This is a genomic window from Amphritea sp. HPY, from assembly GCF_050870985.1.
Classification (GTDB): domain Bacteria; phylum Pseudomonadota; class Gammaproteobacteria; order Pseudomonadales; family Balneatricaceae; genus Amphritea.
In genome coordinates this window covers 2,558,108-2,574,297 of the sequence record NZ_CP194015.1, presented here as the reverse complement: position 1 = coordinate 2,574,297, position 16,190 = coordinate 2,558,108, and the positions used below count along the sequence as shown (strand labels likewise).

The window sequence follows — 16,190 nt, the reverse complement described above, 5'->3', positions numbered from 1 at the left end:
TTGTAACTGATATTTAGCCTGCTTTGTCTATGATAAAGCTGTGGCTTGCTTATGCCTGTTGCAATGGCTAAAGGAAGAAAGGTATTCATATGTATCAAGGTCAGGCTATTAGCCTTGTAAAACTCGATTCGGGTTTAGTTGAACTACAACTTGATCTTAAAGGTTCATCGGTCAATAAGTTAAATGATCAGACCCTTACTGAGTTGAGTGAATCGGTCGCGGTTTTAAAAGATAGCCCCGAGGTTAAAGGGTTACTGATCAGCAGCCCCAAGTCAGCATTTGTGGTTGGTGCGGATATTACCGAGTTTGTTGAAAGCTTCAGTATGTCGGATGAGCAGCTGACAGGTTGGGTTAGCAAGACTAACGATCTGTTCTGTGAGCTGGAAAATCTACCTTACCCTAGTGTGGCTGCAATCAATGGGATGGCGCTGGGGGGCGGCTTTGAGCTGGCCCTGGCAGCTGATTTCCGGGTGTTGGCAGATAATGCAAAAGTTGGATTACCTGAAGTTAACCTGGGATTGTGTCCTGGCTGGGGCGGAACGGTTCGCCTGAGTCGCCTGATCGGTATCAAAGATGCGGTGGCCTGGACCCTTGCCGGACGACCGCAGAAAGCGTCAGTAGCGCAGGCTTCAGGCGCGGTGGATCGGGTTGCCAGTGCCGATACGCTACGTGAGGAATCGCTAGAGCTATTAAAGCAGGCTGTGAACGGTGATATCTGTTACACCGAAAATAGTGCCCGTAAGCAGCAACAGCGCAGAGACTCAGATGCGCTGGCTGAAGAACTGCAACAACTGCAGCAAAGCTATGCCCGAAAACTGAACCCTGATTATCCTGCCGCGACAACCATCCTTGAGACGGTCAGCAAGCATATCTCTTTGCCGTTCGAGGCGGCATTGGCGGTAGAGACCGCAAGCTTCGTTAAGCTGGCTAAGAGCGATGCGGCAATGAGTCTGATCGGTCTGTTCCTCAATGATCAGATGCTGAAGAAACAAGCCAAATCCTGGTTGAAACAAGCCCGGCCAGTGCAGCAAAGCGCAGTACTGGGTGCCGGTATTATGGGTGGTGGTGTTGCCTATCAGTCAGCCTCTACCGGTACTGCCATTATCATGAAAGATATCAATGATGATGCGTTACAACTGGGCAGCAAGACGGCGACTAAATTGCTGGATAAACAGATTGAAAAAGGTCGTCTGGATGAGGCCGGTAAAACCCGGATTCTCGACTCAATCAAGCCAACCTTGAATTATAACGACTTCGCTACTGTCGACCTGGTGGTCGAAGCCGTTGTTGAAAACCCGAAGGTTAAAGCGGCGGTTCTGGCGGATGTGGAACAGCAGGTTTCGGAGCAAGCAGTACTGGCCTCCAACACGTCGACTATCTCGATCGATCTGCTGGCAGAAAGCGTGCAGCGACCAGAGCAGTTCTGCGGTATGCACTTTTTCAATCCGGTTCATCTGATGCCCCTGGTTGAGGTTATCAGGGGCAGTAAGACCAGCGATGAGACAATCGCCACAACGGTTGCCTATGCGGCTGCGATGGGTAAAACCCCTATCGTGGTTAATGATTGCCCGGGCTTTCTGGTTAACCGGATTCTGTTTCCTTACTTTAACGGCTTTAATCGCCTGTTACTCGATGGCGTTGACTTCCAGCGTATTGACCGGGTGATGGAGCAGTTTGGCTGGCCAATGGGGCCAGCTTACCTGGCGGATGTGGTTGGAATCGATACCATGGTGCATGCCGATGAGGTGATGCAGCAGGGATTCCCTGAGCGCATGGGCCACGATGGTGAAACCATTGTTGAGGCGTTGCTGGCGGCAGACTGCCTGGGTCAGAAGAACGGTAAGGGGTTCTATCAATACGGTGTCGATGAAACTGGTCGACGCTTTAAAGAGGCATCTGGCCTGGCCAATGAGCTGATTGCTACGCGGGTGAATCAATCCGTTGAGGTGACTGATCAGGAGATCATCGACCGGATGATGATTCCACTCTGTCTTGAAGCGGCGCGTTGCCTGGAAGATGGTATTGTCGGAACGGCTGCTGAAGTGGATATGGGCCTGATTCTTGGACTTGGTTTCCCTCGATTCCGGGGTGGTCCGCTTCGTTATATCGATACTGTTGGGCTGGATGAGTTTGCGCAGAGAGTGCAGCAGCACCAGCAGCATGGAGGACTGTACCAGTTACCTGAAGATTTCGTTTCTCGTCAAAATTCCGGGATCAGATATTTTGCATAATCGGACAGAGATGTAATGGTTGACCGGGCAGAATAGCCCGAAAAATAAAGGTAGCTTCGGCTACCTTTTTGTTGTCTTGCTTAAAGTTTTGTAAGCGCCAGGGGGGAAATTATGGGCAAAAAAAAGCCGGCTTTAGTAAGACTTAAAGTCATACTATAGGCCGGCATAAGCAAGAAGAGGCTATGCAGATAGTGCGACTGCAGCTGGCAAGGGATAAATGCCAAGCGCCTCAGGACGTATACAACAAAGCGATCAGGAAGCAACCGAAAAGGTTGTTCAAGATGGTTCTATTGTGGGCCTTGTTCAGGAGAAAGGCCATAACGCATGAAGTCATACTTTGAACAAAATGGGACAAGACTATTAATTGAAAACTGTCAGGCTATTCTTTCGATTTTCGATACATACTGGGGGAGATGCCGGTCCAGTGCTTAAACGCCCGGGTAAATGCTGCTGCTTCGGTAAAGCCAAGCATACGGGCTATCTGTGAGATGGGAATATCCGGCTGGCTGAGGAAATGGATCGCTTCATCACGACGCACGCTGTCTTTCAGCTCCTGAAAGCTGGTGCCTTCTTCTAACAGCTTGCGACGCAGGGTGCGGGTAGTGGTATGAATCTGGTTGGCTATCCCCTCCATACTGGTTTCAGCCATATTCTCTGTTACTTCCAGGTAATCCATGACTTTGCGGGTATAGACCGGGTAGTAAGACTGGCGTTTGAACCAATCCAATGGACAGCGACGCAGGTAGGCACTCAGGTTTTGTTGGGTCTGCACCACCGGTACATTGAGAATGCTGCGATCAAACTCGAAATAGCTTTCCGGCTGGTTGTAAAACGCTTCGCAGGGAAACATCAGGCGGTACTCTTCAAAGTGCGCAGGCTTTGAATGGGTAAAACATATTTTTGTCAGGGGGATCTTCTGACCGATCAGCCAGCTGGGAAAACGGTGCCAGAGCAGTAACAGGAAGTCACTCAGTACATGATCGGGGTCCAGCCCAGGCTCGGTTAGCTTCAGGTAGAAACGGGCATGCTCACTGTCTTCTTCAAACCTTAACTCGGTTGCCTCAGCAACTAAGTTGTAGAACTTCACCCCGCGTCGATAGACCTGCCGCAGGTTACCACTGGGCAGAACCTGCTTGGCCATCAGGCTGAATACCCCATGGCGGGATGGATGACTGCCCAAACAGAGATACTCATCATCCGCATTAATCCATACCGATTGCATCAGCTTGCTCAGCTGCATCGGAGTAATCCGGACATCGGGATTACTCAGTAAACCTTTAGATATGCCGCAGTCATCAAGCAAGGTTTGCTCGCTTAAGCCCTGCAGTAATGCCGCGTCGATAACAGCCTGGGCAAAATGGATAGAAATTGAATGATGGTTATGGCTCATAGTGGCATCTGTAAGTAGGTTTTTGTCCTTTAATGCAGTGTAGATCCCGGTTGGAATGGACTGCGTACTGATTAAACTAGTATTTATGACCTTTTATGTCAATTGTTAGGCTTTTTTTGGTATTGATGCTGTGGCCAATGCAGGCCAGACTGTGAAGCATATTTTAGAGGTATGGTTTTACGGTTTTTTTAGATCCGCCTCTTAAAATCATCAAGGCCCGCAACAATGTTGTACGCCGGGCCGGTAAATAATAAGTAGCCAGCGCTAAAGCAGAGTGAGACAGAGATGAAAATATTAGTTCCGGTAAAACGTGTTATTGATTACAACGTAAAAGTTCGGGTCAAGGCCGACAATAGTGATGTTGATCTGGCCAATGTAAAGATGGCGATGAACCCATTCTGCGAGATAGCTGTTGAAGAAGCGGTACGCCTGAAAGAGGCTGGAGTTGCTACTGAGGTTGTGGTGGTCTCTATCGGCGATAAAGCCTGTCAGGAGCAGATCCGTACCGCACTGGCGCTGGGTGCAGATCGTGGTATCCAGATCGAAACTGACACATCTCCTGATGCGCTGTCTGCCGCAAAGTTGCTCAAGGCTGTCGTACTGGAAGAACAACCACAGCTGGTCATCATGGGTAAGCAGTCGATCGATTCCGATAACAATCAGACCGGCCAGATGCTGGCGGCACTGCTGGATCAGCCACAGGCAACCTTTGCCTCTGAAGTAAAAGTGAACGGTGACAAGGTCCAGGTGACCCGTGAGATCGACGGTGGCCTGCAGACCCTGGAACTGGATATGCCGGCGGTGATTACCACCGATCTGCGCCTGAATGAGCCACGCTATGCTTCACTGCCTAACATCATGAAGGCCAAGCGTAAGCCGCTGGATGTGAAAACACCGGACGATCTGGGTGTAGCTGTGAGCAACAACATTACACTGATTAGCGTTAATCCACCGGCCGAACGTCAGGCTGGTATTAAGGTTGAGTCGGTCGCACAACTGGTAGATAAACTGAAGAACGAAGCAAAAGTTCTGGCAAACGGGTAATTTAAGGGGAGTTTTAAAATGACAATTTTAGTAATTGCAGAACACGATAACCAGGCGCTGAAGCCGGTAACCCTGAATACCCTGGCTGCTGCACAGCAGGTCGGTGGTGATATTGAACTGTTGGTAGCGGGGCACAACTGTCAGGCTGTTGCAGACGCTGCGGCGAATATCCCTGCCGTGACAAAAGTACTGTATGCGGATAACGCTGCTTATGAACATCAGCTGGCGGAGAATATAGCCAAGCTGATTACAGCCCTGGTTAGTGGTCACAGCCATATTCTGGCACCGGCGACGACCAGCGGTAAGAACTATCTGCCCCGCGTCGCTGCACTGTTAAATGTGAACCAGCTGTCTGATGTGATCGCGGTTGAATCTGCCGATACTTTCCAGCGTCCGATCTATGCCGGTAACGCTATTGCGACGGTTAAGACCGACGATTCTATCAAGCTGTTAACGATCCGCGGTACTGCGTTTGACGGTGTTGCGAATGAAGGTGGCTCCGCCCCTGTAGAAGTGATCAGTGAAGCCTGCGACGCCGGTAGCTCACGTTTTGTCGGTGAAGAGCTGGCTATATCTGACCGTCCTGAGCTGACCGCCGCTTCGGTTATCGTTTCCGGTGGCCGCGGTATGGGTAACGGCGACAACTTTGAGCTGCTGTATTCGATGGCCGATAAGCTGGGTGCTGCAGTAGGCGCATCCCGTGCCGCGGTTGATGCCGGGTTTGTTCCTAACGATATGCAGGTTGGACAGACCGGTAAGGTTGTAGCTCCGGATCTATATATTGCTGTCGGCATCTCCGGTGCAATCCAGCACCTTGCGGGTATGAAAGACTCCAAAGTGATCGTGGCTATCAACAAAGATGAAGAAGCGCCAATTTTCCAGGTTGCAGACTATGGTTTAGTTGCTGATCTGTTTGATGCTGTGCCTGAACTGACAGGTCAGATCTGAAAAATAAAAGGTCTGAGAAAACAGGTCTGAGAATAACGGAAGAGTTTTATTATGAGCGAATATATTCACCCGCAGCGCGACGCTGAGTTTGTCCTGAATGAGCTGGTGCAGTTTGACCAGCTGTGCGAAGCCACTGGCCAGGATGAGGTTAATGCTGAGCTGGCTTCAGTTATTCTGACTGAAGCTGGAAAACTGGGCAGCGGCGTACTCGCCCCCCTGAATAAAGTGGGCGATCTGAACCATCCATCTCTGGCTGATATCGGCGGTGAACCCGGCGTAAAGGAAACCGAAGGTTTTGCTGATGCCTACCGTGAATATATGGAAGGTGGCTGGTCATCCCTGACCGGTGCCGAAGAGTTTGGTGGCCAGAACCTGCCGAATGTTCTGGGTACTGCGGTGAATGAGATCTGGCAGTCCGCTAACCTGGCGTTCGCGCTGTGTCCATTGCTGGGGCAGGGCGCAATCGAATCGATCGCCCATCACGGCAGCGACCAGCTGAAGCAGGCTTATTTGCCGAAAATGGTCAGCGGTGAGTGGACCGGAACTATGAACCTCACCGAGCCGGATGCGGGTACCGATCTGGCGGCGGTTAAGACTAAAGCGATTCCCCAGGATGATCATTACCTGATTACCGGTCAGAAGATCTTTATCACCTGGGGTGACCATCAGATGACCGATAATATCGTTCATCTGGTACTGGCGCGTCTGCCGGATGCTCCGGCGGGTGTAAAAGGTATCTCCCTGTTTGTTGTGCCTAAGTTCCTGCTTGATGAAAACGGTGAGCCGGCGCAGCGCAACGATGCCTATTCTGTGTCTCTGGAGCATAAGTTGGGTATCCACGGCAGCCCGACCTGTGTCATGAGCTTTGGTGATAATGGTGGCGCTGTTGGTTATCTGGTTGGTGAGGCCAACAAAGGTCTGGCTTACATGTTCACTATGATGAACCATGCCCGCCAGGGCGTTGGTCTGCAGGGACTGGCAGTATCTGAGGCGTCTTATCAGCATGCTCTGCAGTATGCTAAGGACCGGATTCAGGGGTCCAATAAAGATGGCAGTCGTTTCTCCATCATTAAGTTCCCGGACGTACGTCGGATGCTTATGCAGATGAAGTCATCAACCGAAGCGATGCGTGCGCTTTGCCTGGTGGCATCAGCCGAGATTGATCGCGGTAACAGTGCCCGGGTTGAACTGCTGACTCCGATCGTAAAAGGTTGGGTGACTGAACTGGCCCAGGAACTGACCTACCTGGGTGTTCAGATCCATGGTGGTATGGGCTTTATCGAAGAGACCGGAGCAGCTCAGTTCTATCGCGACGCGCGTATCCTGACTATCTATGAAGGTACTACCGGTATTCAGGGGCTTGACCTGGTAGGGCGTAAAACCCTGGCTAACCAGGGGGAATCACTGGCGCTGTTACTGGAAGAGATCGCTGAAGATATCGGCCGTTTTGAAGCGCTGGGTGGTCAGTTTGCGCTAGCAGCACAGCAGTGTCGTACCGCACTGGATAACGGCATTGCAGCACGTCAGTGGTTGCTGGATAACAAACAGGATCCGGCTGCGCCTGGCAGTGCCAGCGTCAGCTTTATGATGCTGTTTGGTTATCTCTGTGGTGGCTGGCTGATGGCGAAGAGTGCATTACAGGCTAAAGCTAAGCTGGATGCCGGTGATACTGATACAGATTTCCTTAACACTAAGCTGGCAACTGCGCAGTTCTTCTGCGAACATCAGGTACCCCGTACGCAATCCTTACTGGCATCAATTCAGGCCGGTAGCGATAGTATTATGCTGCTGGATGAAGAACAGCTGTAAAAACCTGAAGGCAGGTTCTTTGATAAGCGTCTGATTATAAGAGCCCGTTATCGGGCTCTTATTGTAAGTGGCGGATTATAAGAGCCGATTTTAAGAGCTGGTTTAAGAGCCGGTTTAAGAGCATAAGTATAAGAACTGAGTTATAAGAAAATAGTTATAAATGCTCAGCGATAAGGAGAGATTTGATGCAGCGTGAATCGATGGAATTTGATGTTGTAATCGTAGGTGCAGGTCCGGCCGGACTTTCGACAGCGTGCAGGCTGATGCAACAAGCCAATGAGGCAGGCACAGAGCTGACCGTCTGCGTGGTGGAAAAAGGCTCCGAAGTCGGTGCCCATATCCTCTCCGGTGCGGTGGTTGAACCCCGCGCCCTGAATGAGCTGTTCCCGGACTGGAAAGAGCAAGGCGCGCCGCTGAAAACAGAGGTCACCGAAGATCAGATCTTCCTGCTTAAGAACGACCAGAAGGGCAGCAAGATCCCGAACTTCCTGGTGCCGAAGACCATGCACAACCATGGCAACTATATCGCCAGTGTCGGCAACCTGTGCCGCTGGCTGGCAGAGCAGGCCGAGCAGCTTGGCGTTGAAGTATTCCCGGGCTTCCCGGCCTCCCACATCATCTACGGTGACGACGGTCAGGTGGCCGGTATCGGCACCGGCGATATGGGCCTGGATGAAGAAGGCAACCAGAAAGATACCTACATGCCGGGCATGGACCTGCTGGCCAAGTACACCCTCTTTACCGAAGGCTGCCGAGGTCATCTGGGTAAAGAGCTGATCGCTAAATACCAGCTGGATGCAGGCAAAGATGCCCAGCATTACGGCATCGGTATTAAAGAGCTGTGGGACATCGACCCTGCTAAACATCAGCCGGGTCTGGTGCTGCACGGTGCTGGCTGGCCGCTCACCGAAGGCGGTGCCAGCGGTGGTTTCTTCCTCTACCACGCGGAAGATAATCAGGTCGTGGTCGGTCTGATCACCGATCTTAATTACGATAACCCACACCTGAGCCCGTTCGACGAGTTCCAGCGCATGAAGCATCATCCGTTACTGGCAGAGTATCTGGAAGGTGGCAAGCGGGTCTCTTACGGTGCTCGTGCCATCACTAAAGGCGGCTTTAATGCTCTGCCGAAGATGACTATGCCCGGCGCACTGCTGCTTGGCTGTGATGCCGGTACCCTGAACTTCTCCAAGATCAAGGGCACCCACACTGCGATGAAGTCAGGCATGATCGCCGCTGAAACCCTGTTCACCGCAATTCAACAAGGTGGTGATGAAGGTGGTAACGATCTCACCGCTTACGCTGAGAACTTCAAGAGTTCATGGGTTTATGATGAGCTGTACAGCAGCCGTAACTTCGGTCCGGCACTGCATAAGTACGGTACGGTAGTTGGCGGCGCGCTGAACTTTATCGATCAGAACCTGTTCAGCCTGCCATTCACTATCCATGACAATCAGCCGGATTACGCGCAGATGAAAGCGGCCAGCGAATGCACCGCGATCAGCTACCCGAAACCGGATGGAGTGCTGAGCTTCGATAAGCCTTCTTCCGTATTCCTGTCGAATACCAATCATGAAGAAAACCAGCTCTGTCATCTCAAACTGACCGACAGCTCAATACCTCTGGCGCAGAACCTGCCAAAGTTCGACGAACCGGCACAGCGTTACTGCCCGGCCGGGGTGTATGAAGTGATCGAAGATGAAAACGGTGATAAACAGTTCCAGATCAACTCGCAGAACTGCGTGCACTGTAAGACCTGTGATATCAAAGACCCTGCACAGAACATCACCTGGGTAACCCCGGAAGGTGGCGGTGGGCCGAATTACCCGAACATGTAATCGACGCAGTCGATTATGTTCGGGTAATCAGTGGCTAGAACGCCGCTTCGCGGCTCGCTAGAACGGAAAGCAAGCTTTCCTGCTAGTGGCTAGAAAAAGCTAAAGTCAAAAACATAAAAACCGCCTGCAGGCGGTTTTTTATTACCGAAACACGCTCAAGTTGGTTAGGCTCTTATTGCCCGGCGGGCTCTGCCTGGTGTTTCCTGGTAATGATTTTTGTAAGCACGTGAAAAGCTGGATGCATCCGCGAAGCCTAATTCTGCGGCTAAGACAGCTAAAGGCATTTTGCTGTTAAGCAGCAGAAATTGTGCTCGCTGCATCCGGCGATTCATCACATATTGCTGCGGAGTCATACCAAACTGGCGCTGACACAGACAGTAAAAGTGACTCTCACTGAGATGCAATCTATTTGCCAGTTCTGAGTTATCTGGCGGCTCTGCCAGGCGCCGGTCAATAATGTCGTTCAGTCGTGCAGCATCCAGTCGTTTATTCACCACCTGCCTGGTTAAATCTGGTGAATAGACTTGACATATCTGGGTCAGAAAAAGGGATATCAGCTGGCAATTCACCTGTGGATCAGTTTGCTCTTTACCATTAAGCAGTTGCCCTGCTGCAAAGTCTAATAGCGGCAACATCTCAGGATTCAGGGAAATAAATTCCGCTTGTTGAAACAGTGTTTCTCTGAAAGAGGTGTTGCACGCCTGCTCCAGTGCCTGAATGTATGGGTCTACGGGGGCGACATCGATCACCAGCAGCTCACTGTTATCACTCAAACCGCTAAAAAGATGCTCTGCCTTATCAGGAACTATGGCAACGGTACCCTTCTTTAACTGGCTTCCCCCTTTGCGAAATTCACACTCCATCTCCCCCTGCCAACCAATAAGTATCTGGGAATATTTGTGGCAATGCTCACCGCTCTGACGTGCGATCAGGTTACGCCGTGCCTGACTGCTATGCATAGAGAAAAATGTCTCCTGAATAGGGCGTTTCGATCACTTTAGTAGTCTCAGTCAATAACTTCATAGGTTCAGTCAAATATACGTTTTTGCTTATCGTTACCATTGCTAGCAAGACTAACAATAAGAGAATCTGTTATGCAACTGAATGCCATTCAAGTCCAGGAAGCCTTACCCTGGGATGCTCTGATCGCGGCCCTGAATGAGATCTTCACCCGCGATGTCTGTTCACCTGTTCGCCATCATCACAGCATCAATGTACCGAAGGATCCTGAGGCAACCTTGTTACTGATGCCTGCCTGGTTAGAAGGTGAATATATTGGCGTGAAGCAGGTTAATGTATTCCCGGGCAACAATGCCCGCAATATTCCCGGGCTGAGCAGCCACTATATGTTGAGCTGTGGTAAAACGGGTCAGCCGTTGGCGCAGCTGGATGGTAATGAACTAACTGCTCGTCGTACTGCCGCCGCTTCAGCACTGGCTTCCAATTTTTTATCCCGTGGTGATGCCAGCGAATTGCTGATGGTTGGTGCTGGCCGTATGGGGCGTCGGTTGATACCCGCGCATATGAGTGTCCGGCAGATCAAAACTGTCCGGGTATGGGATCGTAACGAAGAGGCCGCGAAGGTACTGGTTGCAGAGCTTCAGGCTGAAGATATCAATGCCGAAGCCTGCGCTCCGGATAAACTTGAAGAGGCGGCCCGACAGGCAGATATCATCAGCTGCGCAACGATGGCAACGGCCCCCTTGATTCTGGGGGACTGGTTAAAGCCCGGAGCACATCTGGATCTGGTGGGGAGCTTTACACCAGCCATGCGAGAAACTGATAACGCAGCTATGCAACGTGGTGCTGTGTTTGTGGATGTCCGTGCCGGAGCATTGAGTGAAACCGGAGATCTGATCATCCCTATCAGGGAAGGCGCTATCACTGAAGACAGTCTTGTTGCTGAGTTTTCCGAACTGTGTAGTGGTAAACATGCTGGCCGCTCGGCCCTGAAGGATGCCCGCAGCGCTGTGACTATTTTTAAATCTGTTGGCGATTCCAGAGAAGACCTGGCAGCAGCAATTCTGGCTTATCAACGATTAAACCGGGTCTAGGCTAGGCCCTCCTTTGGGGCTTTACCATCAGTGAAGCCCCTTTTTTTATCCCAGAAAATAACAATAACTATGAGGCGTATTGCGTCTTCCGGAGTTTTATGATGAAACAAAGCAGCTCAGCTAACAACGCTATTCCCAGTCTTGGAGTAGCGTTGATTCCCATTGTCCTCACTATTGGATTACTGGGCATTCAGATTTTTTACTATGACGATTTCACGCCGCATATCGCATTGGCAATTGGTTTTGCCATTACAGCGCTGGTTGGCTGGTCACAGGGCTATCGGTGGAAAGATATTGAATCGGGTGCATTTCATGTACTGCATGTAGCAATGCCTTCGATCGCTACATTGATTGTAGTGGGGATGTTGGTGAGTACCTGGATCGCCAGCGGTACTGTGCCGTTACTGATCTATTATGGACTGGAGTTAATCGATCCTGCCTGGTTCCTGGCGGCATCAATGTTGTTGTGCTCAGTGGTCTCACTCTCTATCGGTACAAGTTGGACGACAGTCGGTACCGTTGGTTTGGCTCTGATAGGGATCGGTGCTGCGTTCGGCATTCCCGTTTATTGGACGGCTGGCGCAGTGGTCTCCGGTGCATTCTTTGGCGATAAGATATCCCCGTTATCCGATACGACCAACCTGGCTGCGGCAGTTACTGAATCTAATGTGTTCGACCATATTCGCAATATGATGCCCACGACTATTCCGGCGATGATTATCGCTTTTATCATCTATCTGTTTGTTGGTGGCCAGACTACGACAGACGCTTCGCAATTAGAACAGATCGCACTATTCAAAGAGGGGCTGAATACTCATTTTGATCTGGGGTTCTTACCTCTGATACCTCTATTGGTTGTGATGGCGTTGGCATTTTTCAAAATATCACCTATTCCGGCGCTATTTATCGGCTTTATTCTTGGCGCGGTGGTTGCGGTATTTAATTATGGTTATAACTTGAATGAAGTACTTACCTTTGCACACAGTGGTTTCAAAATCAGTACTGGTACTGCATCTTTGGATAGCTTATTGAACCGGGGCGGAGTTTCCTCAATGACCTGGGTTGTTACCCTGATGATGTTTGCCCTGGCATTTGGTGGTGCCCTGGAGCGTACTCGTTGTCTGGAAGCGGTTGTGAGGGCGATACTTAGCATGACTAAAGGCTTCCGGGGTCTACAGACTAGCGCTATCCTTACATCTGTAGCAACCAATGCTGTGTCTGGTGATGTATATCTTTCCATAGCACTGCCTGGTCGTATGTATGGTCCGGAATATGACAAGCTAGGTTATAGTCGCCTGAACCTGTCTCGTGCGATCGAAGAGGGCGGTACATTAGTATCACCCTTAATCCCCTGGAATGCTGGTGGTGCTTTCGTAATGGGCACCCTGGGCTTAACCGTAACTTCCGGTGACTATAGTGCATTACTGTACATTCCACTGGCATTTGCCTGCTGGTTATCTCCTGTAATAGGCATCTTTTACGCGCAAACCGGATGGTTCTCCAGGCGTGCTGAGGTATCAGAGTCCGCAATGGAATCAGGTCCACGAAGCGAAGGTGTTGGTGTAGAGCAAAAAGCTGAAGGAGTCGCCTGATGCAACCCCCCGGTTCTGATAACACAACTGACTCTTTACCAAAAACGGTTGCTGTCGTTGGCGCCGGGGTTGTTGGTCTTTGTACCGCTCTTGAAGCACAGCGAAGTGGTTTTCAGGTAACACTGATAGACCGGGATGAGCCTGGGCTAGGCGCATCTTTTGGTAATGCGGGGTATTTGGCAACCGAACTGGTTGATCCATTATCCACCCCCAAAACGTTACGAGCAGCTCTTTCTATGTGGATTAATCCGCATGGACCGCTGTCGCTGCCTCTCTCTTATATGCATCGTATCCTGCCCTGGCTGGTTCGTTTTGTATGGGCTGCCCGTCCGGATACAGTTGATTATGGCCGTAAAGCACTACATCAGCTGAATCAGGCGTCGGTTCCTGCCTGGAAACGCTGCCTGACAGATATCGGTGCTACAGAGCAGTTGGTGAATTCGGGTTACCTGCTTGTTTGGGAATCGGCTGATAAGCTTGAGGATGCCAAGACGCATGCCGCTTATATGGCGCAATGGGGAGTTAAAACCGAGCTGGTACAAGGCAAGAGATTAGAGCAGCTGGAGCCCGAGCTGGCAGAAAATCTTAGCCACGCCCTGTTCTTTCCTGAAGCCTTCCGTGTGAGAGAGCCTTATCAGCTGTGTAAGATTCTTTTGTCAGCCTTTCTGGCGCGTGGAGGAGTGTTTATTCAGCAAGGTGTTAATAACTTAATACCTGAAGATAAGGGCATATCAATTCAAACTGAGACGGAGTTACTTGAGTTCGATCGCGCTATTATTTGTGCCGGTGCATGGAGTAAGCAGCTATTAAAGGGCGTTGGTTTAAAAGTGCCACTGGAAGCGGAGCGGGGATACCATCTTACCATTGATGCAAAGGATATCAGGCTGAATCACCCAATAGGATCTGCAGAACGCCGCTTTGTGATGAGCCCCCTTGATTCTGGGCTGCGAGTGGTTGGCATGACTGAGCTGGGTGGTTTAAAACTTAAGCCTGTTAAACGGCGCTTTGATTCGCTCTATCACCACAGTCGAAAACTGCTATCACGATTGAATGATCCGACAATACCGGTTAGCGAGTGGATGGGGTATCGACCCACTCTGCCTGACTCACTTCCCGTGATTGACAGGCATCCATGTCATTCCCAGCTGTTATTTGCTTTTGGTAATCAACATCTGGGGCTGACTCAGGCGGCAATCAGCGCAGAACTTGTGGTTAGTCTGATGACGGGGAGTTCGCATGCCTCCGATTGTGAGCCATTTCGAGTGGATAGGTTCTAGTCAACTGTAGCAATACAGTGCCTCTTTGAAGAAAGAGCGCTTTCATACGTGAGGCAATAAGTAGTCAAAATGGCTGATAAAACAAGTAGGTGTGAGAAACTTGTAGAATAGAGGAGGGGGCTAATGGCTGTTATCTTACGTAACTACAATATTGTACGGGTGCTTGATGGCGATAAAATTGTTAATTGCACGGTAATACAATTATGTTTCGACTATGCAGTAATTAAATTCGAAGGATCTAAGTATAAAGTGCCTTACCAAATGATAGATAAGGTCGTAGGGCATGAGCTTCTCCTGCATGCTGAATAGCAGGGGTATAGTCCAAATTTAAACCTCTGCTCGCTCATGCGTACTTCTTTAAAAAGTTGACGTTGGATGGGAGTCATAATCACCTCATTCTCCAGATGCTACGTTTAAATACTTTCCCATGAGCAGTGCATAGCACTGCTTAGCGTTGTGAAAATCCGCCGTAGCTATCAAATAGCACGCTCTCTCTATGCAAACCTCAATCCTTTCAGACCTGTTCAAATATAACGATGCGGGCGTGGTCTAATTTCCTGTTAATTTATGATTATTGGTGTTTGATCGCTTTTTTAATCTGTGAAAAATATCCAATTTGTCCATATATTCTTATTTTGAGGGGAAAAAGCCTATAGGGTGTGCGGTATTGTTTTACCTCCAATATAAAAATAAATTTCACATTTGGAGTTATCGAAATGAAACTGATCCCTTCCGTCCAGAGGGCACTTGAATCCGTAGTAGAAGTAAAAGAACAGAACACCTCCCAAACAAAACTTAAAGAAAAAAGCCTTTATCAGCATCGAAAATCCAGAGTTCCTGCATCAAAACTGGATGATCTGGATGATCTGGATGATCTTGAAAGGTTCTGCTTTGTGCTTTCTTCAAACTAGCTTTTGCTCCGCTTAAAACAGCGTTTTAAATGCTGCTTTATAGGCCATACCCTTAAATACATTGTTTGGGATGTAGTAATGAACGTACATAATCACTTGCGGCTGATTGAGCATTATCACCAGTACGAAAAAGCGATTAAGAGTCTTATGGAATCAATGATGACCAGCATTGCCGATTTTAAGCTTATGCATAATCGGGATGATCAGGTGGATGCGATTCAAAGGCTCTGCAAGCATTATCCGTTTGTAGAGCTGATATATAGCCTTGATTGCAACGGTGTACAGTTGATGGACACTGTTTGCAGCCCTGATGTCAGTTACCGCAAGCGCCGCGAGCCTGGTAAGGGGCAGGATAGAAACCATCGCCCTTATATGGTTGCCGCGCGTCAGAGTGAAAACAAGGTAAGTGTTACCGATCCATACCTATCAAGTGCTACCTTCCAGCTAGCGATATCCAGTGTGCAGGTTATTACTGATGATAAAGGCGGAGAACAAGGCTACCTGGTACTGAACTACAACCTGCAGCGGCTTATTTCCTACCTCAAAGGCGATCAGGCCCGAGCCAGAATCCATCCCATATTTCAGGCTGTTTATGGCGTGATCGGTGGCTTGCTCATCGTCGTTTCGATGCTCCTGCTTTACGCTGGTGCAGAGTCGTTTATACAGGTATTCGATTTTAAAAAAGATATAACCACCGGTGCCTTTAGTATCGTTATCCTTGTTACCTTAGGCTTGGCAGATTTTTGATCTGGGAAAGACTATTCTGGAAGAGGAAGTACTGGCCAATAAGGATATTCATCACCACGATACTTCGCGGCGCACCATTACCCGGTTCATGTCCGCCATCATCATCGCGGTGTCTATCGAATCACTACTGCTTATGTTTAAGTCGCTATTAGCCAATAACGGTGGCCAGGTACTCAATGCCGTTTGGATGTTGATGGCAGCAGTAGGCCTGCTGATTGGTCTGGGGATATATTTAAAACTCAGTCAGGAGAGATAGATAGCAGCTTTGCAGCTCACCAGAGCTGAAACAAACTTTCCTGATCGTGGCTGAAAAAGCATTCCCGCGGTGCAAAAAAAACCGCCTGTTGGC

The 16,190-nt window shown here is 49.7% G+C and carries 12 protein-coding genes; 10 read left to right on the top strand and 2 right to left on the bottom strand.

What is annotated here, in order from left to right; genetic code table 11:
- The first annotated feature begins 89 nt into the window (after window positions 1-89).
- Window positions 90-2,231 (top strand): fatty acid oxidation complex subunit alpha FadB, encoded by a 2,142-nt coding sequence (gene fadB, locus ACQUQM_RS11525; protein ID WP_432474658.1) that lies wholly within the window; start codon window positions 90-92, stop codon window positions 2,229-2,231.
- Window positions 2,232-2,610: 379 nt separating this feature from the next.
- Here fadB and ACQUQM_RS11520 read toward each other — a convergent pair whose 3' ends face one another.
- The gene (locus ACQUQM_RS11520) at window positions 2,611-3,621 is read right to left on the bottom strand and encodes an AraC family transcriptional regulator (protein ID WP_432474657.1); all 1,011 of its coding nucleotides are present in this window, start codon (window positions 3,619-3,621) and stop codon (window positions 2,611-2,613) included.
- Between the two features lie 285 nt (window positions 3,622-3,906).
- On the opposite strand from ACQUQM_RS11520, the gene ACQUQM_RS11515 reads away from it, so the two are divergent.
- The 4 genes from ACQUQM_RS11515 to ACQUQM_RS11500 all read left to right on the top strand — a co-directional run bounded on the left by ACQUQM_RS11515 (window position 3,907) and on the right by ACQUQM_RS11500 (window position 9,260).
- Complete coding sequence (locus ACQUQM_RS11515; protein WP_432474656.1) at window positions 3,907-4,665, top strand: electron transfer flavoprotein subunit beta/FixA family protein; 759 nt, start codon at window positions 3,907-3,909, stop codon at window positions 4,663-4,665.
- Between the two features lie 18 nt (window positions 4,666-4,683).
- A complete protein-coding gene (locus ACQUQM_RS11510) occupies window positions 4,684-5,613 on the top strand; it encodes an electron transfer flavoprotein subunit alpha/FixB family protein (RefSeq protein WP_432474655.1) in 930 nt (309 codons plus the stop codon).
- A 51-nt stretch (window positions 5,614-5,664) separates the two neighbouring features.
- The gene (locus ACQUQM_RS11505) at window positions 5,665-7,422 is read left to right on the top strand and encodes an acyl-CoA dehydrogenase (RefSeq protein ID WP_432474654.1); all 1,758 of its coding nucleotides are present in this window, start codon (window positions 5,665-5,667) and stop codon (window positions 7,420-7,422) included.
- Between the two features lie 185 nt (window positions 7,423-7,607).
- Entirely contained in the window at window positions 7,608-9,260 is a 1,653-nt protein-coding gene (locus ACQUQM_RS11500; RefSeq protein WP_432474653.1) for an electron transfer flavoprotein-ubiquinone oxidoreductase, read from the top strand.
- Between the two features lie 164 nt (window positions 9,261-9,424).
- On the opposite strand, the gene ACQUQM_RS11495 is transcribed toward ACQUQM_RS11500, so the two are convergent.
- Window positions 9,425-10,219 (bottom strand): AraC family transcriptional regulator, encoded by a 795-nt coding sequence (locus ACQUQM_RS11495; RefSeq protein WP_432474652.1) that lies wholly within the window; start codon window positions 10,217-10,219, stop codon window positions 9,425-9,427.
- Between the two features lie 135 nt (window positions 10,220-10,354).
- On the opposite strand from ACQUQM_RS11495, the gene ACQUQM_RS11490 reads away from it, so the two are divergent.
- From ACQUQM_RS11490 to ACQUQM_RS11470, 5 genes are all read left to right on the top strand, one after another.
- A complete protein-coding gene (locus ACQUQM_RS11490) occupies window positions 10,355-11,314 on the top strand; it encodes an ornithine cyclodeaminase family protein (protein WP_432474651.1) in 960 nt (319 codons plus the stop codon).
- A 101-nt stretch (window positions 11,315-11,415) separates the two neighbouring features.
- Window positions 11,416-12,906 carry a Na+/H+ antiporter NhaC gene (nhaC, locus tag ACQUQM_RS11485; protein WP_432474822.1) on the top strand — a complete coding sequence of 497 codons (1,491 nt, stop codon included), beginning with the start codon at window positions 11,416-11,418 and terminating at the stop codon, window positions 12,904-12,906.
- Window positions 12,906-14,183: an NAD(P)/FAD-dependent oxidoreductase gene (locus tag ACQUQM_RS11480; RefSeq protein ID WP_432474649.1), complete on the top strand. Its 1,278-nt coding sequence runs from the start codon at window positions 12,906-12,908 to the stop codon at window positions 14,181-14,183. Before nhaC ends, ACQUQM_RS11480 begins: the two co-directional genes overlap by 1 nt.
- 716 nt (window positions 14,184-14,899) lie before the next feature.
- Window positions 14,900-15,094 carry a hypothetical protein gene (locus ACQUQM_RS11475; RefSeq protein WP_432474648.1) on the top strand — a complete coding sequence of 65 codons (195 nt, stop codon included), beginning with the start codon at window positions 14,900-14,902 and terminating at the stop codon, window positions 15,092-15,094.
- Between the two features lie 78 nt (window positions 15,095-15,172).
- The gene (locus tag ACQUQM_RS11470) at window positions 15,173-15,841 is read left to right on the top strand and encodes a hypothetical protein (RefSeq protein ID WP_432474647.1); all 669 of its coding nucleotides are present in this window, start codon (window positions 15,173-15,175) and stop codon (window positions 15,839-15,841) included.
- Window positions 15,842-16,190 lie beyond the last annotated feature (349 nt).